This window comes from Cyclobacterium salsum (genome assembly GCF_010119245.1).
Lineage (GTDB): Bacteria > Bacteroidota > Bacteroidia > Cytophagales > Cyclobacteriaceae > Cyclobacterium > Cyclobacterium salsum.
Genome location: NZ_WNKG01000004.1, coordinates 382,120 through 406,326, shown reverse-complemented (window position 1 = coordinate 406,326; position 24,207 = coordinate 382,120). Strand labels below are relative to the sequence as shown.

The 24,207-nt window shown below is 44.8% G+C and carries 22 protein-coding genes and 1 riboswitch; of the genes, 5 read left to right on the top strand and 17 right to left on the bottom strand.

From position 1 onward, the window contains the following. Positions 1–14: 14 nt before the first annotated feature. Positions 15–1,097 (bottom strand): bile acid:sodium symporter family protein, encoded by a 1,083-nt coding sequence (locus GJS45_RS09055; RefSeq protein WP_162341152.1) that lies wholly within the window; start codon positions 1,095–1,097, stop codon positions 15–17. Positions 1,098–1,137: 40 nt separating this feature from the next. Further along, a complete protein-coding gene (locus GJS45_RS09050) occupies positions 1,138–1,599 on the bottom strand; it encodes a RidA family protein (protein WP_162341151.1) in 462 nt (153 codons plus the stop codon). Positions 1,600–1,898: 299 nt separating this feature from the next. On the opposite strand from GJS45_RS09050, the gene GJS45_RS09045 reads away from it, so the two are divergent. The 3 genes from GJS45_RS09045 to GJS45_RS09035 all read left to right on the top strand — a co-directional run bounded on the left by GJS45_RS09045 (position 1,899) and on the right by GJS45_RS09035 (position 6,349). Next, positions 1,899–2,831 (top strand): SMP-30/gluconolactonase/LRE family protein, encoded by a 933-nt coding sequence (locus GJS45_RS09045; protein ID WP_202928058.1) that lies wholly within the window; start codon positions 1,899–1,901, stop codon positions 2,829–2,831. A 39-nt stretch (positions 2,832–2,870) separates the two neighbouring features. Next, entirely contained in the window at positions 2,871–5,123 is a 2,253-nt protein-coding gene (locus tag GJS45_RS09040; protein ID WP_162341150.1) for a PAS domain S-box protein, read from the top strand. A gap of 203 nt (positions 5,124–5,326) precedes the next feature. Continuing rightward, positions 5,327–6,349: a PAS domain S-box protein gene (locus tag GJS45_RS09035; protein ID WP_162341149.1), complete on the top strand. Its 1,023-nt coding sequence runs from the start codon at positions 5,327–5,329 to the stop codon at positions 6,347–6,349. A gap of 23 nt (positions 6,350–6,372) precedes the next feature. Here the strand turns inward: GJS45_RS09035 and GJS45_RS09030 are convergent, their stop codons facing one another. The 12 genes from GJS45_RS09030 to GJS45_RS08975 all read right to left on the bottom strand — a co-directional run bounded on the left by GJS45_RS09030 (position 6,373) and on the right by GJS45_RS08975 (position 17,798). Continuing rightward, the gene (locus GJS45_RS09030; protein WP_162341148.1) at positions 6,373–6,792 is read right to left on the bottom strand and encodes a response regulator; all 420 of its coding nucleotides are present in this window, start codon (positions 6,790–6,792) and stop codon (positions 6,373–6,375) included. 11 nt (positions 6,793–6,803) lie between these two features. Further along, a complete protein-coding gene (locus GJS45_RS09025; RefSeq protein WP_162341147.1) occupies positions 6,804–7,628 on the bottom strand; it encodes a hypothetical protein in 825 nt (274 codons plus the stop codon). Next, positions 7,629–8,201: a carboxymuconolactone decarboxylase family protein gene (locus tag GJS45_RS09020; protein WP_162341146.1), complete on the bottom strand. Its 573-nt coding sequence runs from the start codon at positions 8,199–8,201 to the stop codon at positions 7,629–7,631. A gap of 238 nt (positions 8,202–8,439) precedes the next feature. After that, positions 8,440–9,693: an amidohydrolase/deacetylase family metallohydrolase gene (locus GJS45_RS09015; RefSeq protein ID WP_162341145.1), complete on the bottom strand. Its 1,254-nt coding sequence runs from the start codon at positions 9,691–9,693 to the stop codon at positions 8,440–8,442. Between the two features lie 3 nt (positions 9,694–9,696). Then, positions 9,697–10,917 carry an aminotransferase class V-fold PLP-dependent enzyme gene (locus GJS45_RS09010; RefSeq protein ID WP_162341144.1) on the bottom strand — a complete coding sequence of 407 codons (1,221 nt, stop codon included), beginning with the start codon at positions 10,915–10,917 and terminating at the stop codon, positions 9,697–9,699. A gap of 58 nt (positions 10,918–10,975) precedes the next feature. Further along, positions 10,976–11,467, bottom strand: a complete 492-nt coding sequence (locus GJS45_RS09005) for a RidA family protein (RefSeq protein ID WP_394366582.1) — start codon at positions 11,465–11,467, stop codon at positions 10,976–10,978. Between the two features lie 80 nt (positions 11,468–11,547). Further along, positions 11,548–12,798 (bottom strand): amidohydrolase/deacetylase family metallohydrolase, encoded by a 1,251-nt coding sequence (locus tag GJS45_RS09000; protein WP_162341142.1) that lies wholly within the window; start codon positions 12,796–12,798, stop codon positions 11,548–11,550. A 3-nt stretch (positions 12,799–12,801) separates the two neighbouring features. Then, positions 12,802–13,551 (bottom strand): carbohydrate-binding family 9-like protein, encoded by a 750-nt coding sequence (locus tag GJS45_RS08995; RefSeq protein ID WP_235954687.1) that lies wholly within the window; start codon positions 13,549–13,551, stop codon positions 12,802–12,804. Positions 13,552–13,590: 39 nt separating this feature from the next. Next, entirely contained in the window at positions 13,591–15,360 is a 1,770-nt protein-coding gene (locus GJS45_RS08990) for a c-type cytochrome (RefSeq protein WP_162341141.1), read from the bottom strand. A gap of 400 nt (positions 15,361–15,760) precedes the next feature. Further along, positions 15,761–16,648, bottom strand: coding sequence for a MerR family transcriptional regulator (locus GJS45_RS08985; protein ID WP_162341140.1), 888 nt, complete (start codon positions 16,646–16,648; stop codon positions 15,761–15,763). Then, a complete protein-coding gene (locus GJS45_RS08980; RefSeq protein ID WP_162341139.1) occupies positions 16,641–17,090 on the bottom strand; it encodes a sterol desaturase family protein in 450 nt (149 codons plus the stop codon). The genes GJS45_RS08985 and GJS45_RS08980 overlap by 8 nt, the downstream gene beginning before the upstream one ends. Positions 17,091–17,126: 36 nt before the next feature. Then, positions 17,127–17,798 carry a carotenoid biosynthesis protein gene (locus GJS45_RS08975; RefSeq protein ID WP_162341138.1) on the bottom strand — a complete coding sequence of 224 codons (672 nt, stop codon included), beginning with the start codon at positions 17,796–17,798 and terminating at the stop codon, positions 17,127–17,129. A 126-nt stretch (positions 17,799–17,924) separates the two neighbouring features. On the opposite strand from GJS45_RS08975, the gene GJS45_RS08970 reads away from it, so the two are divergent. Further along, the gene (locus GJS45_RS08970; RefSeq protein WP_162341137.1) at positions 17,925–18,230 is read left to right on the top strand and encodes a DUF4286 family protein; all 306 of its coding nucleotides are present in this window, start codon (positions 17,925–17,927) and stop codon (positions 18,228–18,230) included. 11 nt (positions 18,231–18,241) lie between these two features. On the opposite strand, the gene GJS45_RS08965 is transcribed toward GJS45_RS08970, so the two are convergent. From GJS45_RS08965 to GJS45_RS08955, 3 genes are all read right to left on the bottom strand, one after another. Further along, positions 18,242–18,748 (bottom strand): hypothetical protein, encoded by a 507-nt coding sequence (locus tag GJS45_RS08965; protein WP_162341136.1) that lies wholly within the window; start codon positions 18,746–18,748, stop codon positions 18,242–18,244. A gap of 168 nt (positions 18,749–18,916) precedes the next feature. Further along, entirely contained in the window at positions 18,917–21,469 is a 2,553-nt protein-coding gene (locus GJS45_RS08960) for a M14 family metallopeptidase (RefSeq protein ID WP_162341135.1), read from the bottom strand. Positions 21,470–21,561: 92 nt separating this feature from the next. After that, entirely contained in the window at positions 21,562–22,455 is an 894-nt protein-coding gene (locus GJS45_RS08955; protein ID WP_162341134.1) for a TIGR01777 family oxidoreductase, read from the bottom strand. 199 nt (positions 22,456–22,654) lie between these two features. After that, positions 22,655–22,765: riboswitch (Fluoride riboswitch) on the top strand. 56 nt (positions 22,766–22,821) lie between these two features. Between GJS45_RS08955 and GJS45_RS08950 the strand changes: the two genes are divergently transcribed. After that, positions 22,822–24,114 (top strand): voltage-gated chloride channel family protein, encoded by a 1,293-nt coding sequence (locus GJS45_RS08950; RefSeq protein WP_162341133.1) that lies wholly within the window; start codon positions 22,822–22,824, stop codon positions 24,112–24,114. Positions 24,115–24,207 lie beyond the last annotated feature (93 nt).

The window sequence follows — 24,207 nt, the reverse complement described above, 5'->3', positions numbered from 1 at the left end:
TGGAAATGGTTGGTTCATTCTTTTGGTGGCTTTCGGTGCCAATAGGAAGCCAGTACGGATCCAGTGATGTTCATCAATGGTCCAAAGACTGCCGGTGCGAGACCCACGGTCGCAATTTTGCCCATTTCCTTTGCCAGTCCGGAGGCCAGTCCGCCATTTTGCATTCCCACTTCAAGGGCTACTGTCCGCGCATCCCTTTCCGATAATCCAAGCCATGTGCTGAACCAAAAACCCAGGTTATAGCCCATAATGTTATGAATAAAGACCAAAAGGATCAAAAGCCCGCCGATATCCAGTAGGCTGTCCCGGCCTGCGGCTGTGATGATCACGATGATGACACCTATACCGATCATGGAAACCAATGGCATGGCATCGTCCAGCCATTTGGCCTTGCCGCTGAGAAAGCGGTTAAACAGCAGGCCGGCACCAATTGGGATGATGACCATTTTTATGATGCTCCACATCATGTCCAGCACATCTATGGCTACAAATTCTCCAGCCAAAAATTTCATTAATAACGGGGTCATTAACGGCGCAAGCAGGGTAGAAATAGCTGTAATGGTAATAGACAGGGCCAGATTGGCTTTAGCCAGGTAACTCATGACGTTGGATGCCAACCCACTGGGTGAGCTTCCGATCAGGATGAGACCGGCCGCTATTTCGGGTGGGAAATTACTCAGGCTGGCCAGAATAAAACCCAGCACCGGCATAATGGTAAATTGGCACAGCAATCCGACAAATACCCCCTTGGGCATTTTGACTACCCCGGCAAAATCCTTAATAGACATGGAAGTTCCCATTCCAAACATGATGATCTGAATCAAGGGGGTGATCAGATTGCTGTAGGCATAGCCATTGTATTCGACGAAGTAATTCGGGTAATACATGGCTGCGGTGACCCCGGCAAATATCATGGTGGTATAGGTATAGCCTTTCAGCTGATTGAATCCACGAAATCCAATGCCCAGGAGTGCGAAAAAAAGAATCAGCAGGGGGCCTGCCGAGTCGATTTTGCCTGATAAAATGAAGACGAAAACCAGGAGCAGGCAGATAAGGCCTGCTCCAATCAGGTACTTAAAAATCCGTTCTTTTTTCAAGGGGAAATGATTTTGGGTTACTTTGGGATAATTGTTTTAGTTAGATGTAGGCGATACAGTCCATTTCAACCAGGGAATCCCCGGGAACACCTCCGTAGGTAGCCACAGTTGTTCTTACAGGGGGGTTGCTTCCAAATCTTCCTCTGAATACTTCATTCATTCCCTTGTAATCGCTCAGGTCATGCAAGTATACATTTACTTTCAGCACCTTTTCCATAGAACTTCCCGCTTTTACCAATTCCTTTTCAAGTTCTTTCAGTACATGATCGGTATGCGCCTTGATGTCGCCTTCAAAATGAGCCCCTTTTCCTGCTATATACACCGTATTACCCATTTTGGTAGCTCCAGAAAACAAAGGTACGTCTTGTTCCTCCTGTATGCTAAATGCCTCTTTCTCGTGGGCACTTTCAACCTTGGCCTGAGCGACTGTTCCGATGCCAGCGATTCCAGCCAGGGATGCAAATAACTTTTTTAACGTTGATCTTCTTTTCAGTTTTTCCATGAGTTGAATTTGGGAATTGATTTTTGTGTAAACAATAAAACCTCGGAATATATGGCAATAAATTTTTTTCTCCAAATGCATAATAGCCTATATTCAGGCTGATGGCAATCCGGGAGGCGATGGGATTGGAAGTTACCTGCTGGCCATGCGTTCTGTGGATAGGCCAGGAATAGTTCTGATTTGATAAAATTATTCCTTATATTTTGTGTGGTTAATGTAATGGAAAATCGGGTCCATTTTATTTTCTTTGAAGTAGATCAATAGAAACGATTAATTTTGCCTAATTAATGATGTTATTCATGTCCTTTGTGAAAAGTAGCCATTTGTGTATTGTTTTGATTCTAGTAACGGTATTGGCCTGTAGTCCCAGGAAAAACGAAAAAGAAACGGAAAATATGAAAGAAGAGGAATCATTGTACCTCAGTCATTCTCTTACCAGTGGAGGCGAATTCACCACGGGTATTGAGGGCCCGGCGGTAGATGCAGATGGAAACCTGTACGTAGTGAATTTTGAAAAAGACGGCACCATTGGTAAGGTTTCTCCTGAGGGAGATGCCAGCTTGTTTGTAACCCTTCCCGAGGGAAGTACTGGCAATGGCATCCGTTTCAATTCAAAGGGCAACATGTTGATCGCGGATTATACGGGTCATAATGTGTTGGAGGTGGATATGGATACACGGGAGATTTCGGTATATGCCCACCATGACGATTTAAATCAGCCCAACGATCTGGCGATTATGGACAACGATATCCTGTTTGCCAGTGATCCAAACTGGCAGGAAAGCACCGGGCAGCTCTGGCGGGTAGGGCTGGATGGCCAATTTGTATTACTTGAATCTGACATGGGGACGACCAATGGCATTGAAGTCAGCCAGGATAATCGAACCCTTTATGTAAATGAATCCGTACAGCGTACCGTTTGGGCTTATGACCTCGGGGAGTCGGGAGAGATTTCCAATAAAAGGCTCATTCATACGTTTGATGATTTTGGAATGGACGGGATGCGGGTGGATACCGAAGGGAACCTGTATGTAACCCGACATGGAAAAGGTACGGTAGCCAAGCTGTCTCCGGAGGGGGAATTGTTGCAGGAAATCAATGTGTCAGGGAAAAAGCCTTCTAATATTGCCTTTGGAGGAACAGATGGTAGAACGGCCTATATTACCTTGCAAGACGGTGGAAATATTGATTGGTTTAGAGTAGAAATCCCTGGAAGGTCCTTTAAGAGGTAATACCAGCGTCAAACTATTTTTAAGTTAAATTCTAAAGTCATGGGTGTTAACGAACAGGAATACCGCCAGTGGTCACGTATTCTGGATGCCTGTGGCATTGGGGCCTGGGAAATTGATTCAGACCATCAAGTTGTCCGTTTAAGTCCCGATGGGGCAGCGATCCTTGGGTTTACCGGTGGGCAAACTTTGTCGATCGAATCTTTCAAAAATTTATTTCAACCGCCTTTTGACAAGACGATTGCGCACAGTCTGGAGAGGCTTTTGCAATCAAATCAGGAATTTGAAGAAACATTAGCGCTTCTTTCAGGGGACTGGGTGAGGATTCAGGGAAGGGTGATCCCCGAAGGAGATTCATTGCAGCCTTGTGGAATGTTGCAATCACTGTTGGACAAGGCATCGTTCCCGGCTATTAACCTTTCCTCCGGTTCGGATCACCTGTACCGGTATATGTTTGAGGAAAATCCCATGCCCATGTTTGTATGGGAATTTGACACCCTTCATATTATCGATTGTAACCGGCAAGCACTGTTGAAATACGGGTATACCCGGGAAGAGTTTTTGCGATTGAATATTCGGGACATCAGACCTCCGGAAGATATTCCCCTTATCGAAAAGCATACCCGGCAGGCAGATGTTTATGGAGACATACACAATGAAATATGGAGACATCGCAATAAAGCGGGTGAGGTTATGCTTGTGAAAATAACCGGTCACCTGGTAGAAATAGAGGGAAAAAGGTGCTCGATGGTTTTGATCAATGACATTACGGAAAGGCTGGAAGCCGAGGATCAGCTATTGGAGAGCCTGAAGGAATTGTCTGATTACCGGTTTGCACTCGACGAATCCTGTCTGGTGATGATTTTGGATAAAGGGAAAAAGGTGGTATACCTCAACCAAAAATTTCAAGATATTTCAGGTTATGATAAAGATAGTATCGAGAAAGCTTCTCTTACCACCCTTTACGATGAGCGGGACCTGGAGTTGATCGCCAACTGTTGGGACACACTCCTGTCAGGGAATATATGGCGGGGAGAACTTCGGGGTCAAAAAAGAAAAGGGGGGATCTTTTGGGTGGATACGGTGGTCATTCCTATTCGAGATAATCAGGGGAAGATATACCAGTACATATGGGTTGGATATGATATTACAGAAAAAAAACGGGCAGACGAGTCCTTAATTAAAGAGCGGTCGCTTTTGCGTGCGATCATTGATAACCTGCCGATTCAGATTTATGTTAAAGATACTTCTGGAAAACACATCATTAATAACCGCTACCAATATGAGCATTCGTTAGGAGCTAAAACCGAAGGGGAAACCTTGGGAAAAACGGTCTATGACTATTTTCCAAAAGAAATAGCCGATGGAATGGCTGCCTATGACCGGAAAATTATTCAGGATGGCAAGCCGGAAATGAACGTGGAGGAATATTATTTTGACCGTAGGGGTAGCCGGGTCTGGTTACTGACCAATAAGGTTCCTCTGAAGGATGCAAAAGGGAAGGTAGTAGGCTTAGTGGGCATGTCAAGGGATGTAACCGATCGGAAAAACGAGGAAGAAAAACTTAAAAACCTTAATGATGAGCTTCAGAAAAAAGCCAAAGAGTTGGAAAAGTCCAACGAGGAGCTGGAGCAGTTTGCCTATATCGCCTCTCATGACCTGCAGGAGCCTTTGCGAATGATTACCGGATTTTTGGGGCTTTTGGAAAAGAAATACAATCCATTATTGGATACAAAGGGGAAGGAATTTATACATTATGCGGTGGATGGTGCCAGCCGCATGAAAAATATCATCATGGATCTCTTGGCTTATTCCAGGGTAGGTAGAATGGATGAGAAGGTAAAAGAAGTGGCCATTGAGGAGATCGTAAACAACATATTGGGGTTACAAAAAGAATTGATACATCAAAAAGGGGCGGAGATTATTCTTGGTAAGCTTCCGAAATTGAAAATTCCAATCGCTCCCATACATCAGGTATTCCAAAACCTGATCAACAATGCACTTAAATACCAGCATCCCGAGCAACAACCTAAAATAGAGATTCAGGCAGCGGAAAAGGCGGATTTTTGGGAATTTCAGGTAATTGACAATGGCATCGGCATTCCAGAGTCGTTTCAATCCCGGGTTTTTATTTTGTTTTCCAGGTTACATGCCAATAAATCGTATTCCGGGTCCGGGATCGGTCTGGCCATGAGTAAGAAAATCATTGAGAACCTTGGTGGCACCATTGGCTTTCATTCGGAAGAGGGAAAAGGAAGCATTTTCTACTTTACGGTACCCAAATCCCTACAATGAGTCAAAAAAATGTAACGATCTGGTTATTCTACTGTTTATGCAGTAGAAAATTTACGGATTGATTGGATTTAGATTTATTATTGAGTTAATTAAATTGTTTTATAAAAGATTAAATAAAACGGCATAATTGGAAAACAGCAATCATAATAACAGGCAGCAGACACAAAAAGCAGGAAGCTGCCTGGTTAGTTTTTTTTAATGGAATGATAAAAGATCACGAGGGATATCATTTATTATTGGTTGAGGATAACATGGGTGATGTTCTTTTAATTGAAGAGTATCTTCATGAGAAGATTTTGAACCTGAAATTGACCTTTGCCCATACTTTTCAGGAAGCCAAGGAGAAACTGCAGGACCCGGGAATTCATCTGGATGCTGTTATCCTGGATTTAACTTTGCCTGATTTACAAGGGGAGGAGTTGATAGTAAAGGTAAAAGAATTGGCCGGAGACGTGAGTATTGTGGTGCTTACGGGGTATTCCAATATAGAATTTGGCATGAAGTCCCTGGCTCTTGGTGTTTCTGACTACCTGCTGAAAGATGAATTATCTCCTACATCGCTCTTCAAAAGCATTATTTATAGCATTGGGAGGTACCAGATATCCAGTCAGTTAAAAGATTCCGAAAAACGTTACAAAGAGCTTTTTCATTTAAGTCCTCAACCCATGTACCTGTATAGTTTGGAGACCTTGAATTTTCTGGATGTCAATAAGGCGGCAATCGATCACTATGGCTATTCAAAAGAGGAATTTTTGAGCATGAGTCTGCGGGATATCCGTCCGAAAGAAGAAGTGTCCCGATTGGAAAGAGTTATTTCGGGGATTAGGGAAGGAAAACCTGACCCTGGTCCCAAGATCTTCAAGCACCGAAAAAAGAATGGGGAAATAATCACGGTGGAAATTAAAGGTAACGTAATTGATTATCAGGGAATAAAAGCAGAGGTGGTGTTGGCGAACGATATTACCGATCGGATGCGGTATATTCATGCGATAGAGGATCAGAACAAACGTTTGCAAGAAATCGCCTGGTTACAGTCTCACGTGGTGAGAGCCCCTTTAGCCCGATTGATGAGTCTGGTGATGGGTATGGATAGCCTGGAACGGGATTTTGGAAAAGATAATTTCCGAAAAATGATACTGGATTCGGCAGAAGAACTGGACGATATTATCCGGGATATCGTAAATAAGACAGACAAAGTAAATTTAAAGGAAAAAAAAGAAGGGTAGTGCCACGCCTACTGCCCCGGATGTTATTTTTCTGTGTTCTGATCAGGTACTAGTTTCGATCCGATCTCTCCCTCATTACCCGATTTTAGCGCACCATCCAGCAAGTCGGTGAACCCAATCTTGGTTAGGGGTTTTAGTTGGAAAGAAAAGACATTGTGATAAAGGGTGGCTTTTTCCCGGTCCTGCTGGCTATTGGATGAAGTCAGGATGATGACGGGGATTTCGATATGGTGGTTTCGCATAAAGCTCAAGATATCCCAGCCACTTACGATTGGCATATTCAAGTCCAGGAAGATCAATGCGGGCTTTTCTCTTTCCAGTGCTTCCAGTGCCAATTCCGGATCATCAAAATCGTAGATTACCAAATCCTCGCGAATCATATTCAGGTATTTTTTATTAAGCACGTTGGTGATTTTTTGGTCATCAATTAAAAAAACTTTCATATCTTTCTTTTTTAAGTAGTTTCGATTTCTTCTTTTAGCAATTCGGACCGCTCAATTACCTCCCTTACGGCAAGGTCCAGATCCAAGACGGATTCCTGCATCAGGGGTAGAATATCCGAAATAAATTCACCCTGCGGTATGTCATCTTTAATAGCTATCATTCCCAGCACCCGGGTTAACGGCTCGCGAAGTTGATGGGAATTAAATTGTATCAATGCTTTAAGTTTGCTGTTGGAGCTTTTCAGGCGGGCTGTTTTTACCTCAATAGTGGCTTCCTGCAAGCGGTTAAGTTCCCTAACCTCTTCATTTTTTGAATGCAAGGACACAGTTAACGTTTCTAATTTCTGGTTTTGCCGGTGGATCAGATCGATCATTTTGAGGTTTTCCACTCTCGCAGCGACCATTTTATTTATTACTTTAATTATTGGAATGCTATTTTCCGCTAGTGAAACCGTATCCTGAGACCGAATTCGAATGAGGCTGTCCTGGTTCCTGCCAGTAGTGAATTTCCAACAATGAATTTGATGGCCGGTTTCGGAGCAGGTAACCTGTGTAGGTATACCGGTCTCCATTACTTCGGCCTCCACGGAGTTGGGGTCTAAATGGCAGCGAAACTCATAGCTGGTGTAACCCCCTTTGTCTACTAAGATGCCGTCCATTCCCTCCGGAACGACATAATAAAAGCGGAAGTCTTGAAAGTTGATCAGGTATTTCAGATGACGGCTGATTTCACCAGGTAGATTTTCCAGGCTTTTTACTTCTGAAATTCCCGCTGAAAACCGCACCATCGCTTCAAACAAGATTTTATAGCCCAGATAGGATTGTGTGCCTTCCATTTACAAGGAGTAGCTCAGTTCTACGATTTCGTTATCGATCTTAATTCCTGAAATATTGGCGATGGTATTTAGCATGTTCACCAAATCCGCCTGAGCAAAAAGTTCCTGAATTTCTGATTCCGAAAACCCAGCTTCCTTGAGGACATTGAAATCGGAGTTTTCCACATGCCCATCCGATAGGGCAGCATTGGCTACCGTTCTGACGGCTACTTTATAACTCTCCGGTACCCATTCGCTATCCATATTTTCGGATATTAAAAAATCCGGATCCGAACTCAATGATTTTCCCAGCATATCCGCAAATAGTTTGTGCGCCTCTGCACAATAATTGCATTTCCTTTCGGATGATACCGTATAGATGATCAATTGTTTGATAATATTGGGTACCTCTCCTTCACAAAGTGTCGCTTTTAATTTCATCCAGTTTCCTCTCAATAAGGCTGGATTTCCTGCCTGGCATTTAAACCAGTTCAGCACAAAGGGTATTCCCAGGGTTTTTTTGGTATCATCATAGATGACCTTTACCTCTTGGCTGGCATCCGGGTACTCAACGATTGTAAAACTCCCTTTCATAATGGTATAAAAATTAGTTGCTAAAAATGGCTCGTTTGTGAGCCATCAACAAACGCAAAATTAAATTAAATTTTTATTCAAATACAAAAAATAAAATTACTTTTTTATCTATAAAAATAGAATTACATTTTTTTAAATTCAAAATAGTTAATCTTGTATTTAAGTGCTATCCGGGGAACAAAAAAAAGTTTTCCCAATTTTGGGAAAACTTTTTATCATTTTAGGGTGGATATATTTCCTATTGGATCAGATCCTGTGCGGCAAGGCCGTTGAAATCATACATAACCTGTCCGTCTTTTATCGTCATTTCACATTCCAGCCGCTGCTTAGTGGCTATTTTCTGACCGGAGCGGTCCCAAACACCGAAGTCACCCTCTCGGATGTTTAGAATTGCCAGGTCGGCAATAGCTCCTTCCGAGAGGTGTCCCAGCTCTGTGCGTTGTATTACCTGTGCGGGTTCCCAGGTGCTTGCTGAAATTACGTGGGGGAGTTCCATGCCCATGGCCATAAAGGTGGTCATGACGTTTAGCATGTTTTTCATGGCAGCATTCATGCTTCCCGTGTGAAGGTCCGTGCTGATGGTATTTGGATAAAGACCGGCGGCAAGCGCCGGGATAGCTTGTTTGAACTCGAAACTGGCACCTCCATACCCCACATCAAAAATAATCCCCCGCTTTTGAGCCTCCAGAACAAAGGGCTCAAATTCCCGGGTTTCCCGGTTAACCACCGTTTCCCGGGCTCCGTTTAATTCCGCGTAGGCATGGGTGTAAATGTCTCCCGGTCGCAATCGTTCGAAGAAAAGTTCCCGGATCGACAAGGGCTCAAATTGGGTAGAACCACCGAAGTCTACGATCACAGGTATATCGGCCAGGTTTCCGGCTTCGACGGCCCGATCTATGGGTATCCAGTCCCTACTGCTGTAGTGAGCCACTTTAAAACCGACTACATACTGTCGGTTTTGCTGCGCCACCATGGCGCTTAGCTTGGCATCCATATCGCCTGTATTTTGTTCCCAGGCACCCCCACGCATGCCTTCTCCAACGATATTCATGAAAGCGAGTACACGTGTTTTGCTAGGCTCTATTATATTTTTCTTAAAGGTGTCAAAATTTTTCCACCCAGGCCCTCCGCAATCCACAATGGTGGTAACCCCGGATCGGAAGGTAAAACCATCCGGCGGCACTGCAATCAATCCATCACTAAGGTAGTGATTGGGTTGTGTACCGTGAAAAACATGGCCATGAATGTCGATCAGGCCGGGAGTGACCAGCAGTCCATCGGCAGGGATTACTTTTTTGGCCTGTCCAACAGGTATGGATGCCGCCACTTTGGCTATTTTCCCCTCCGTGATGGCAATATCCATGACACCGTTCAGGTTGTTTTTCGGGTCGATCAATCTTCCTCCCTTGATTAATAAATCATAGGTTTGGGCCGATACAAGGCTGCTGAATAGCATCAGCAGCAATAACATACTATGTTTTTTGATTTTCATGGTTTAAACTTTTGCGATGCGTAACTCTTCGGCAATTCTCTTGGCTACAATTTTTTCTTCTTTCGGCCGGAGCATGAAGACTGTCATACTGATGGCATGATCGCCGCCGCTAATGACCTCTATGGAGGGATCCCCCATGCGTAATTTTTCCTGCAGTTGTTCACGGGTAAGTTGGATGGAATCATCCCAGGAAATTTTGAGATAGGGGGTGTGATTGGCGATAGGAGGTACCGAGACATCGGTAGTCACACCATCAATTTTTTCGACCTCTCCGGCTACATAGGCCACTTTATCTTCCCATTCTTTCCATTCCTTTTCATGGTCTTTTTTGATGTATTCGTCCAGGGCCACGTACATGCCAAGGATTTCCTCCTTATTCACTTTCATGCCCCTTCCGATGGTTCCTCCACGGGGTGGAGCACTCAGGCGGGCAGCTTCAATCAGGTCTTTTCTCCCCATAAGGATACCGGCACTTTGGGGCCCTTTGATGGCCTTTCCTCCCGATACGCACACCAGGTCGAATCCCATATCATTGTATTTCCATAGGTTTTCTACCGGGGGTACATCCGCCGCCATATCGATCATGGTCGGGATCCCGTGCTTTTTTCCCAGGGCCACCCACTCTTCATGGTTTATTTTGCCATCCGGCGCCTGGTAATTTAGAAACCACATCATTGCGGTTTTGTCATTTACGGCGCGATCAACATCTGCAGCTGTTTCCACTTCTACTACTTTCACGCCTGTATTCGTAATGGCATGAACGTAACCTACATTGTGAGACTTTTGTACAATGACTTCCGATTTCATCCCCTCCAGATTGGGAAGTTGCCTGATTTTATCCCGGTCTTTGCCAGTCAATACTCCCGCCGTACCTAAAACCATCGCAGACCAGCAGCCCGCTGTGACCGTGGCGGCTTCGGCATGGCAGAGTACAGCGATCTTCTCACCTACCTTGTCCTGTACCTCGTCGAGTATTACATAATGCCGGGAAGAGTAGTTAATGGCTTCCATAACCTCTTTGGGCATCAGGGAGGCGGTCATGGCGGTGTAGGTGCCAGCTGCATTTATAAAACTCCGTAACCCCAGTTCCTGTACCAGGTCTCGTTTGGGTAAGGCATCGGTAGGGGCTGCCAGGGTTCCTGATAAGGGAATTCCACTGCCCATCATGCCTCCTACCAATGGAAGTGCTCCCAGTCTTTTTAATAATTTTCTTCTGCTTAACATCTTTTTCTCGTTTAATGACGCTTTGGACGGATTCTGCTTGAGTCCAAAACGGAATATTCTAATCTTCTATTTCCACTATCATCTCGATCTCTATCGCAATGTTGTTGGGAAGCGAGCCCATGCCTACTGCAGATCGGGCATGCTTGCCTTTCTCCCCAAATACTTCTACCATAAAGTCGGAAAATCCGTTCATAACGCTGGGTTGTTGGGTAAAATTCGAACTAGCATTTACCATTCCCAGGACTTTAACGATTCGTTTTACTTTATTTAAATCTCCTATTTCAGCTTTCAATGTAGCTAACAAAGCGATCCCGGTAAGCCGGGCGGCCTCCTGTCCTTCCGACACCGTAAGTTCCGTACCTAGCTTTCCCTGTACGCTTGTCCCATCCCCACGGCTGGGACCATGTCCAGACAAAAAGACCAGGTTTCCGGTACGGACTGCCCGAACAAAATTGGCTGTAGGTGGGGACGGTTCGCTTAGCGTGATGCCCATGGCCTTTAACTTCTGTTCGGGATTCTGCTGTGAATAACCCATCCATGAAACGGTCATGAGTCCCCATAATAATAGAAATTGTAGTGGTTTTTGCATAAGTAATTAGTTGTTTATTTGATTCACTATTCCTAACGGTATTAGTCATTCCAAGGCCTGCTGCCCAGACCGTTCAGGTCCCAAACGATGCTACCCGCCCTGAGCGTAAGTTCTGTTTCTAATTTTTGAGTGCCGGTATTGGATTCCCCTGCGGAATCTAAAAATCCAAATGCTCCCTGATGCAAAGTAAAGAGGGCCAGATCCGCCTCTGCTCCCACGGATAAGTGACCCAAGTCCTCCCGCTGAATTACCTGAGCAGGTTTCCAAGTGGACGCTTCTATGGCCTCCTGGAGGCTCATGCCAAGATTTACCATTTTGGAGATCACATTGGACATGTCCTTCATACCGCCATTCATACTGCCCGTGTGCAGATCGGTACTAATGGTATTGGGCCAAAAACCCTGCTGCGTGGCAGGAACGGCGATATCGTAGTAAAAAGATCCGCCACCATGTCCTACGTCAAAAATCAACCCCTTCTTTTGGGCCATCCACCAGTGCTCCCTTACCTTTTCGCTCTCATCAATAACTGCTTCTTTTGGCCCGTGCCCGGAGTAATTCCTGCCATACATATGTGTCAGAATATCTCCTGGCCTCAGGATCTCCAGGAAGAGCGTTGCCAGCGGTAGGGCAGGATCCGCACCTCCCAAATCCACCATTACCGGGATATTCGCAGCGACACCTGCTGCTGCCGCTTTGCGATAGGGTTCCCACTCATGTCCCCGGTAGTGGGCGATCTTAACGCCGATTATTTCGGGAAACTGCCGGGCTACCATAGCCGTCATTTTGGCATCCATATCTCCCTGGTCTTGTTCTCGCGGCACGACCCCACTCATTCCATCCCCCACGATGTTGATAAAGGCAAGAACCCGGGTTCGGGACCTGTCGATCACTTGTTCTTTAAATTGTCGAAAATTTCGCCATCCCGCACCACCTGCGTCCGCTACCGTGGTTACTCCTGCCCGGAAGGTAAACCCGTCTGGAGGCAAAGCCGAAAAACTATTGCTTAAATACCGGTGGGGGACCGTGCCGAAGAAATGATGACCATGAATGTCTATCAGTCCGGGACTCACAATCATTCCCTGTGCATTGATTGTCTTTTTTGCATCCTCAGCAGCCATGTTTTTGGCTACCCGGGCGATTTTCTGATCTTTTATGGCAATGTCCATCACCTCGTCCAATTGATTTTTTGGATCGATAACATGTCCGTTTTTGATCAATATATCGTATTGCTGGGCTTGAATGGAAAGCAGGCTCCAGCATAGAATGGCAAGTGATAGACAGGTTTTCTTCATGGTTTATTGAAAGATAAGGTTGCCAAAGTACTTGGGTAAATGAAAATCCGGACGCTGGTTAACGACTTCATTCCAGGTAATAAAATGAGGATTGCTGGTCCGGCTGCCTGTTTTGTAGAAATTGGCCTTCCAGACTACCCCGGGTGCGGGGGGAGTGATGGATCGGTATTGCATTAATAGTTCGACGGGTAGCCGGAATTCAATATACCAGGTGGTGGACTCTTTTATTTCAGGAATGACTTCTCCAGGGAGACTATGCGCAATTTCTATTTTTTTGATCAGCTCGGAGCTGACCACTTCGTATTCTTTGCGCGGAGAGGTGACATGGTGAAACAAGGGCACGCCAGCGGCATTGATCTCCAGGTTAAAGTACTCCAATGGCTTGGAAACATCCGGGGAAAAGAAAAACTCCACGCAGGAGTCGGTGGATACCGGGCCATTTATTTCCTGCACTAATGCCTGTACAAATCTATCTTCGACTTTGAAAATACCATAAATGTTTTGTTTATCGTACCTAAGCTTTACCTGGGTACGGGGGCTGAAGGTAGGCTTTTCCCCCATATGCAGGGTAATATTGGCCGCTGGCACTTCTTTCCATTCGGGTTTTTCCCAATTTCCATCAATGGTTAGCGGCTGATTTACGGGCTGGATAAGGTATTCGGCAGGGTTTGGTCCGGGAGGATTCATGCTGTCTGGGATAGCGTTTTGGGATTCAACGAAAAACAATATAAATAGGAAGTAAATAAGCTGCATGGTCGGATGAATTTAACTAATTGAACTTTCGTACACAAATTATTTCAGCTCCTTGCGCACCTGAGCTACCTCGGCAGCAGAAATGCTGGAGGCGTTATTACCGAAGCTTTTCCGGATGTAAGTCAGCACACCTGCCACCTCCGCATCGCTTAAAAAGGAATGTGCGGGCATGATGCCGTTGTAAGCTACTCCGTTTACCTCAACCTGTCCTTCCAGACCGTTTAGCAAGAGACTGATCAGTCTTTTCCTGTTTGGCCCCCTATTAGCGGTCACCCATTCTGTCTCCGAAAGCGGTGGAAAGCGCGTTCCATCCCCTTTTCCATTCGTCTGATGACAGGTAGCGCAATAAATATTGTAAGTTTGCGCACCGGTTTCCAACAAACCTTTTTCCAGGTTGTCTTTTTGTTCGTCCGGATTCTTGATATTCGTTCTGCTATTTTTACGTTCCTCCAGTTTTGCCAATGCAGCTTCCCCAAATTCAGACTTTTCGCCGGTATACATGACCCGCCATATTTTTCCCTGCACACTTTCGGTGATGTACAGGGAACCGTCCGGGCCCATGGAAATTCCCATGGGTCGGGCAGCGGCATCGCCAGTGTTGACGATGGTGTCCAGTTGGGCAAAGCCATCGGCGAAGACCTCCCAAGGTCCGGATGGCTTCCCATCTTCGAAAGGTACAAATCCTACAAAGTATCCTCCCTGGGGATAAGGCCCACGGATGGTGCTACCGTGAAAGGCGACGAAGGCTCCATCTTTATACCTGTCCGGAAACTGATCTCCCTGATAAAAGTATAGGTCATTTGGGGCGAAATGCCCCGGAAATCCCAATAATGGCGATTCCACATTCTCAGCACCGGTTGCTTTTTCCTTGTCTCCTCCATATTCCGGGTTCAATAGCTTTTTTTCCCGAATCTGGTCGTAGTAATAATAGGGCCAGCCACCATCGGTTCCTTCTTCCACCTTGAAAAATTCCTCAGAGGGCAGAACGGCTGACTCCCATCTGGAAAATAGATCCGGCCAGGAACGGTGCAGGTTATCCCTTCCATGCTGCACGACGTACAGGCTGTTTTCTTTCTCATTCCAATCCATGGCAACCACGCTCCGAATACCCGTTGCATACCTGTACCCGTCTTGCTGGGTTTGATTTAGCTTATTCGCATCAAACCTCCAGAGGCCTCCATGCCATTCCAATTGAGGGCAGGGATTTAAGCCGGGAGCACCAGGCCTTCGGTTAAACTCCTGACAGACATCACCGGGAGAGCCGAAGGGTATGTACATGTATCCCTGATTGTCGAAAGCAATTGGCTTAGCGATATGTTCGTAACCATGCACTGCATTTTTATAATCATCTTTCATGATGAGCTCCACCTCTCCCTCCGGCACCAATTTCTCTGGATCCAGCCGGGTCCGGTAGACCTCGCCGGCGGTGCTGAAATACAGGTAACCATTATGGATCTCCATACCGGTACCATAGTTGCCCGTGTCATTGTAATCTCCAAAGGTTTCGATTAGGTCGGCCTTTCCATTTCTGTCGGTGTCCCTTAGGGCAACAATTCCCTGACCGGCTTCATTCGGGACTCGTAATTTTACGTAAATATCGCCATTATCATTAACGGTCAGGTGACGTGCCCTTCCGATACTGTCCACTACGACTACCGCCTCGAAACCATCTGGCAGGAACAAGCCGCCATTATCCGGGTCAGCCTCCGGCAAATTAGGTCCCTGTTGGCAGGAACTAATAAGCAGAATTATTATCCATATAAATGGCAGGGACTGACAATAATGGCTAACGTATTTTGGTCCTTTCATCGTCTAAGCATCAATTGAGGTTTGATAATGTTTTGGTTGCTGAGGTAATAAAACATCGCAAATGGGTGACAAAGCTTGTGGAGATTAGCACTGGTCAGTGTTGCTCCCGCTTCTATTTGACTCCAATAGTTCAGGCGCATGTCATCGGGGTGATTCGTTGAGCCCTTTACCTCGCCGTGCCTGAACAGAATATAGCTTGTACAATTGCATGTTTCGAATAAGAAAGATAGTTGGATTTCATAAAAATCCATTGGAATAAATCGTAAATTCTAGCGATAAATTACTTAAGTGGACATTGTATGCCAGAAATGGCGAAATGAGGAATGGAAAAAGTGCAAGCATGCCCAGCGAAGATGCCTGACCTTCCCACGAGATAAGTACCAGGCAGACCTAAATGGCCTTAAGCGACGGAGGTGAGGGAATGTAAATATTCTTTTATGTCTTTCAAGTAATGCATCACATGGACATTGGATGGGATGGTTAGGTCCTGACCGACTATCTGGTACCCCGAAACCAAAATTCCAGCATCCGGAAATCTTTCAGATAGAGAATGTAAGTAAGGCTGCACTTGCTCTCCGGAGGGAGATGTAGTAATGACTGTTACCAGAAAATCCGGTTGGTGTACCTTATACACGCTATTCAGGTCATTATCTGGGGTGTTTTGACCAAGGTAAATGACCTTGTGACCATGGGACTTTAAAAGGTAGCAGGAAAATAGTAAGGAAATTTCATGGAGCTCCCCCTCAGGTAAATACAGCAGGAATTTTTTTCCTCCTCCGGAATACAATTGCCCATCGATGGCCACGATTAATTTTTGCCTTACGAGGTTACTGATAAAATGCTCCTGCCCGGGATGAATACTTCCCGTTTGCCATAAGATACCAATTTTTGATAGGAAGGGGTAAATGATGTTCAACATGGTCAACTCAAACCCTATTTTCAGAATGTTTGTCGAAATGATTTTTTCGAAGCGATTTTCATCCAATTCCACCATGGCGATGATCAAAGAATGGATTTGATCGTCGTAAGCAAAGGATCTTTCTGTCAATTTCAGGACCTCTGATTTTATTTCTTCAAAGGTCATTTTGGCGATTTTACTTATTTTATAGCCATTGTCATTCAATAGTGCCACATTCAGGATCAGTTTCAAATCATCATCGTCGTAAAAACGGATATTGGTGTCCGTTCTTTTGGGAGTGAGTAAATTGTACCGCTGTTCCCAAATCCGTAATGTATGGGCTTTTATCCCTGAGAGTTGCTCAAGGTCCTTTATGGAATAATTACTCATCTCGGTTATTTTTAAAATATTTAAAAGGAACAATAAAGAGCCCAAAGGATACCGACCCATCCCGGTTTCGAGTGGAATGGTGCGCTTGGTGGGCTTTGAAAATACCTGCCAAGTACCCATTTTTTGGTTTTTTAAAGAACTTAACTCTTCGATGTATAAGAATATCATGTAGGAAAAAGTAACTCAAGCCGTACAAACTGATTCCGATACCCATCCAAAACCGAAAATCCAAGGTTTCCATTCCCAGAAAAATTAGTAGGATGGCGATACTGCCAAAAAGCAAGGAAAACAAATCATTTAACTCAAAATAGCCTTTGGTGTGGGTATGATGTGTTTTGTGAATATTCCAAAGGGGTCCATGCATGATAAATTTATGAATAAACCATCCGGAGAATTCCATAGTCAAAAATCCAACTAGTATAAATAATAAAGCATTTATCATCTTCAAGGTAACTTTTATGCGAATGAAATGTTTTTTTTATCGCAAAATAATAGCCAGAACGAAAAAAAACAGGAGTAAATTAATAAAAACAAAGAAATTTAGTTTGTTTTCTTTGTTAAACGGAGATTTTCTGAAAATCAACTGGATGATCAGGGCTATTAGAAACCAACTCAGGTAATTGGAAAAAGGAATGGTTGACGATTCCCATTGCCAAAAGTCGAGAGCGACGGCTACTGGCTCCAGGTTTAGGTCCATAACCACCATAAGAGCGGCACCGGCAAATGCTGCAAGGAAATCGTTTCCTATCATTCGGTAAAGTACGCCCCCAGTAAGGTATACCATCAAAAACCAATTGACCCCAATAAGTAAGGGTACGCCCATCAGTTTCGGGCCAAGAACGGGTCCATAGGAATAATCCCCAAAGATGAGCCCCGTATTTACGCCGATTATTTCAGTGATCATTCCGATACTAAATGCGCTCAATACAAACAAAATAAACCAACGATTATAGGCTTCATGAAAATAGAGAAGGATCGCCGTGACCAATAGTAAATGCAGCGGGGTAACCAATTGGAAAAATGGCCTGCTGCTTTCCCAATAGAGGCCAACAATTCCCACCAGGTGAAGTATCAGGATGATGGTTTTAGCGAGGGCCAATTTATTTCTTATTATGAATCCCGTCCGTTCAAGGTGATTTTTTCCGTTCATGGGCTATATTTCGGTACAATTTTAGCACTATCCTCTAATAAGGGATTTTTTTATACTTTTGTTTTTCGGATTCAAGGAGAATAAAAGGAGATTGTCGGGCAAATTTAATAAAAAACAACTAAACCCATGATACTATATAATATTACCATAAACATTGACAGTGACAGGGAATTGGAATTTGTTGAGTGGATGAAATACGAATACCTGCCAAGGGTAATGCAAACGGGTTTGTTTATAGAAAAACGCTTTTTTAGGTTATTGCAAGAGGACAATGGCGACGGGGTGAATTTTTCAGCCCAATTTTTTGCGGAAAGCATGGATGATTTGGAGTTCTATCAACAAAAATACGGCCCTGTCATTAGAGAAGAATTAAAAGAAAAATTTGGGAGCCAGTTCGTTTCTTTCAGGTCTGTCTTGGAATCGGTCGAATAGTCCCAATCCGGCTAGGTACCGGTTTTCAATAAAAGGTCTCCTTTTCTTTTGATGATAGATAACCCAAAATGCTCATTGATCAGCGATTTACATCTGTTTTCGGCAAAGAGTGCCCGGGAAGGTGAATCGTATAGTAGGGTCATTCTGAGCATGGTTTTCACATAGGCTTCTTGCTGACCGAGTTTTTGAAGCCAGCCCTTCAAACACAGGGACCAGTCCGCCTGGTATTTTTCAAAGTGACTTCTGCCATCAAATAACAATTCCAATTGGTTGGATCCGTATCGAAAACGGTAAATACCTGCCAGTTGCCTGTAAATTACCAATAAGTGATCCACCGGAAAATCATCCTGCTGAAGGATTCTCAGATACGTATCGTCCTGAAGCTGCAAAGGGTTGAAAAGAAGGGTGAAGGAATTCTTCACCTCCACCACCATTAATTCAAGCATTTCCTTTTCTATCGCCAACTGGGCCTGTTGAAGGATATAGTTTTTATCTAAAGGGAAAAGTTTTTTTGCCATAGGATGCTTTTCTGTCGGCAATTTACACAAAACTAATGGAAAATATAAATCGCTCTGACAAAATGCAAGGGAGTCAATGGACTGTAAGGGTCAAAAAAACGAATATTAAACCATGAAAAAGGAAGGGTGAAACGCGAAAGTGCTTCACCGCTTCACCTTCAAATCCGATTACCGGGCAGAGGCGTTGTTGATGGTCTGACCGAAAAATACAGCATTCAGAAATAATTTATTGGTACCAAACCAGAAGGCCCGAAAATTAGGGTTGTCCACAAAACCAATGATTCTCCCGCTGCCCAGGGCAGAAATTTGTACGACACCCTTGTTTTTCATCATTTCCAGGTTTTCGGGATGCACATAGCCACTGGCCAGCGGCGTGTCTGTATACACCAGGGGATTGGCAAAAGGGTTGGAGGATAATTCCAGAAATTGATTTCCGGATTTGAATACATGAAGGTTTTCAGCAGGATACCCATAGCCAATGGGGTGGGTGGTATCCAGTTTGGTTTTAAATATTGCACCACCTGTCACTTTAGCTCCTCTTTCGTTTGCCAGGTTGGCATAAGGGGCTTGACTGGCTGTGGAGGTGTCTTTCGGAGATTGAAATTTAAAGGCCGCCAATTCATTGCCTGTCAGCCAATTCATGGCAGCACCTCTCGCAATAAGGGTACCCCCATTTTCTATCCAGGCCTTTAGTTTATTGACCCCATTTTTTTCAATTTGGGAATAATTTCCTGTTGGCAAAATAAGCACGCTGTACCGGCTAAGATCGGCAGAAGAGAGGAGGGTTGCTGGCATCAGGGTAAGTGGAATTTCCATTCGCTGGTCAAATAAATGCCAAATTTCCCCGGCATCGGAGCTTCCCACGCCTTCATCTACCAATAGGGCAACGGAGGGTTTTTCCAACACATCGATACTGGGTGAGCCCAGGTTAATTCCGGAGGTGTATCCGGTAGATAGTGCGTGAATCGTGACACCCGTGCTGGCAGCGATATCCTGCATGTCCTCATAAAAGGTTTCTTCGCTATTATCAGAAGTGCCTTTTTCTACTAAGATCGTCCCGCGGTTAAAAATAGTACCCAGCTGGTTTTGAAATTTTTCGTGTGTGACTCGTACCTGGTATCCTTTTTCCATCAGTTGGTACAGCGCTTTTGGGGCATAGTATTCCTCCCAGCCAAAGGCGTAGCTATAGGCTCCGGATGTCCCCAATACCTTACCTTCCCGGAATTGAATGCCCGCACTGACATCTTCCACTTCCGCCAGATTGAGGATCCGACTACTGAGTGCCATGGAGTTCAGATTAAATGCCATGGGCATGTTCCAGGTAGAAACATCATAGAAAAGGCTGTCCTGAAATTCCGTCCGCGTTTCAAACATGGTTTTGATCATTTTATATTGCGGCTGATCCAGTGGTACGATAAAGGAGTTGCCGGAACTAAAAGGCACTCCGTTCATATTTACGTCTTCTTCCAAACTGTACAGATCAATGTCGTGCTGCAATAAGAGGTCTGCAAAATGATAGGCTCTGCCATAGTCTTCATCCGATCCAAATATGTAAGCTTTGTCATCATCCTCCGTGTATTCGGTTTTGGAGTCCTCGTAGAAGTCTACCATGTATTGGTTGAGTTCTACCCGCATGTCACGGGCAGCTTCGAAGGATGACAGTGCGGTAGTAAATTGATTTCGAATGGTAAAGGGAAAAGAGATTTCCCCATACACATTTTCTTGAAGGTGCCCTCTGGAAGAGGCCTGTTCAAACAATATCCCAATGGCACCCTGAATATCCGGATAGGTGGATCCTTTTCCGTAATAATAGTCGTCAAAACTCTCCTTGGTATAATACAGAGACCCGATTTCGTCCAAATGGCGAGCATGGTATTGGGCTATTTTCTCTGTTAATTCCATGTTTTTTTCCGGCGTAAGCGGATTATTCCGACTGGGGATGCCTGGCTGAAAGAAGAAAGTACTGTTGGTTCCCATCTCGTGAAAGTCCAACACAATATTCGGCAGCCATTTTTGAAGCTGACTGATTCGTCCTCTGGATTCTGGGTGCTGGACAGGAAGCCAATCCCTGTTAAGATCAAACCAGTAGTGATTGGTCCGTCCCCTCGGCCAGGTTTCGTTAAGCTCACGATTATTGGGATCTCCGTTGGGGTGGTAGCTTCTATGGCTATTTACCCAGGAGGCAAAGCGGTTTATACCATCCGGATTAATGGCAGGATCAATAAGTAAAATCATATTTTCCAGGTCTTCAGCGATTTCTGAGGCGGCCGTGAAATGATAGGCAGACAGAAGGGAAGCATTTACTCCCGAAGCCTCATTTCCATGAACCGAATGGCCCATGTACATGACTACGGGCAATTCCTGTGGATTGGCCGTACCGCTTCGTAACCCAGCTCTCTCCGACTTGATATCTTCCAGGTTACGGATATTTTCAGGAGAGGAAACAGCCAACATTAGCAAAGGCCGCTTTTCGTAGCTTTGCCCATATTCGATTACTACTGCACGCGGTGAATTCTCCGCAATGGTCTTAAAATAATGAACTACCTGAGAATGATTTGCATGCCAGGCTCCGACTTCAAACCCCAGAACAGCTGAAGGTTTGGGTATGCTGTTATCGTAAGTAGAAGTTTCGGGAAGGTAATATTCCAGGCTCACTTCCTCCTGAGCCCTGGCGGATAAAAAAAAGAGCAAAAGCAGGATGCTTGATAAGGTAAATTTCATATTACTTGATTTAGTCGGAGAAATAAATAGGATTCAGAAAACAAATATGAAAATACTAATTTTCATCAAGGAAAATGGACCATCTATCAAATCTATTCGAATATTTGCTTTAGAGCCTGGTTCAGGTCGCTATAGAGGTACTGAAATCCAGTACCCTCCATTTTTTCCGAACTTACCCGATTGCCGCCCAGAACCATTTGCGCCATTTCCCCCAGGACGATCTTTAAAGCAAATCCTGGTACACCCACATCTATAAAAGGTTTTCCTTTAAAGTGGGCTGCTTTCTTCGTCAAACCACGGTTGGTTACCGGCACTGGCCCAACGGCATTGTAAATGCCCGATAAGCCGGGGTTTTCCAAGGCATGCACAAACATTCTCGAAAGGTCTTCGATGTGAATCCAGCTCATGTATTGTTTTCCATTTCCTAGTGGAGCTGCCACCGGGGGCTTGAGGATTTCAGGTAAGGCTCCTCCGTCTTTTGATAACACGATTCCTATTCGCAGGAGTACGGTACGGATTTTTAGGTCCTGGATTTTTTCTGTCGCCGTCTCCCATTCCTTCACTACCGTAGCGAGGAAGTCCTTTCCGGGAGGATTTCCTTCGAAAACTAATTTTTCTCCTGTGTTAAACCCATAAAAACCCACGGCGCTGGAGCTGATCAGCGCTTTGGGTTTGTCTTTTATTTTTTGGAGTTCCTGATAAAGCAAATGGCCGCTTTTTACGCGGCTATCCAGAATTTCCTTCTTCCGGCTATCGGTCCAGCGCTTATCGGCCACACCAGCACCGGCGAGATGAATGATCCCATTCGCCCAGTAAAGCGACTCCTGATCCAGAATGCCTTTCTCAGGGTCCCAATAAAAAGACTTTTGCTGCTGTTTGTCCGGATTTCTACTAAGCCAGGCCACTTCTTTGCCCTGACTCTGAAGCAATTTTGTAATCGAATTGCCGATTAATCCGGAACCTCCGGTAATCAATATATTTTGCATCCTTATTTTTTCTTCTGTGGTTAATTTTTACTGACTGTTCATTCATCAAAAATTATTCCATCTAAGGGATGCGTTCCGGATTTTTCCAGGATGAAGCAACGCAGCCAGCGTCCCATTTCCACAAATGGGCCCTACCGGTAATTAAGGCGGTATTCCATAATAATTTCCGTGATGAGTTTTAAATTCTTTCCTTATATTTGCAGCCTTTGGTGATGGAGTTCCACCAGAATCGGTGATGGACGACGCGATCGTCGGATCATTCCTAACAAACCGCTGCTACTTCCCTGCAGCTGATGACTCCTGCTTCAACTGATAGTACCTGTTATTCTCAGGTTTCGTTTTGTATGCATCGTTGTCCGTTCGTTTATGTTGAAGAGGAGCAAAAAATTCTTACCACTGAGCAAGTTTCTTTTTCAGGAACTGGTTCCTAGTCTCAAATTTACTTTTCGCTGGCTTTTTCTGTCGATCGTGATTGGCTTAGTGGTGGGGTCTGCTTCAGCCTTTTTTTTAATTGCATTGGATTGGGCGACGCGCTACAGGGAAGGTCATCGCTGGCTTATCGGTTTTCTGCCTCTCGGTGGGTTTTTTATCGGGTGGATGTACCACCAATTTGGTAGCTCAGTGGTGAAAGGAAATAACCAGCTACTGGAGGAATTTTACAATCCCATGCAAGTAATTCCGCTACGAATGGCACCCTTGGTGCTTGGAGGGACGGTCCTTACCCATTTTTTTGGTGGGTCGGCTGGAAGAGAAGGCACCGCTGTACAAATGGGAGGAGCTTTGGCCGACCAATTCACCAAATGGTTCAAACTATCTGCTCAGGATCGGAAAATCATCCTGACTATTGGGGTGGCTGCAGGGTTTTCTTCCGTATTTGGTACCCCTTTGGCAGGGGCCGTTTTTGCCTTGGAATGGCTCATTATCGGAAGATTGAGATACGAATCTATTTTGCCGGCATTTTTTGCCGCCTATCTGGCAGATTATGCCTGTGCCGGCTTATGGAACGTTCCTCATACGCATTATTCCATTCCCTATGTACCTGATTCTGATATAATTAACTTTCTATGGGTCATTCCGGCAGGCATATGTTATGGCTTGGCAGGAAGGCTTTTTGCGAAGACCACTCATTTCTGGTCGGCACTCTTTTCCAAAGTCATCAAATATCCTCCATTGCGTCCCCTGGCCGGGGGGCTGATCATTGCCAGCTCTGTTTATTTTATGGGAACTACCAAGTATATAGGACTTGGTATTCCCACCATTGTGGATGCCTTTTCCGAAGACCTGCCCTGGTATGACTTTTTCGTAAAGCTGCTGAAAACCTCCATCACTTTAGGAGCAGGTTTTAAAGGGGGAGAGGTCACACCTTTGTTTTACATGGGGTCTACGCTGGGGAATGCCTTATCTGTATTCATACCGTTGCCATTGGCATTATTGGCGGGGATGGGTTTTGTCGGCGTTTTTTCAGGAGCCACCAATACCCCATTAGCCTGTACCCTAATGGGAATGGAACTTTTTGGCGCCGAACCCGGGGTCTTTATTGGTTTAGCCTGCGTAATTGCTTACTTATTTAGTGGTCACGGAGGAATTTACAGCTCGCAGGTTATTGGTTCTCCGAAATACACGCAACAGGGTAGGAAAAAAGGAAAGAAAATAGGTTAACCCATTTTTCAGACTAAAATTAGGTTTTACTGCGGTTTATTCCTCCGTTAAAAAACTTTAATAAAAAAACCTGCGTGTTGGCACAACAAAATC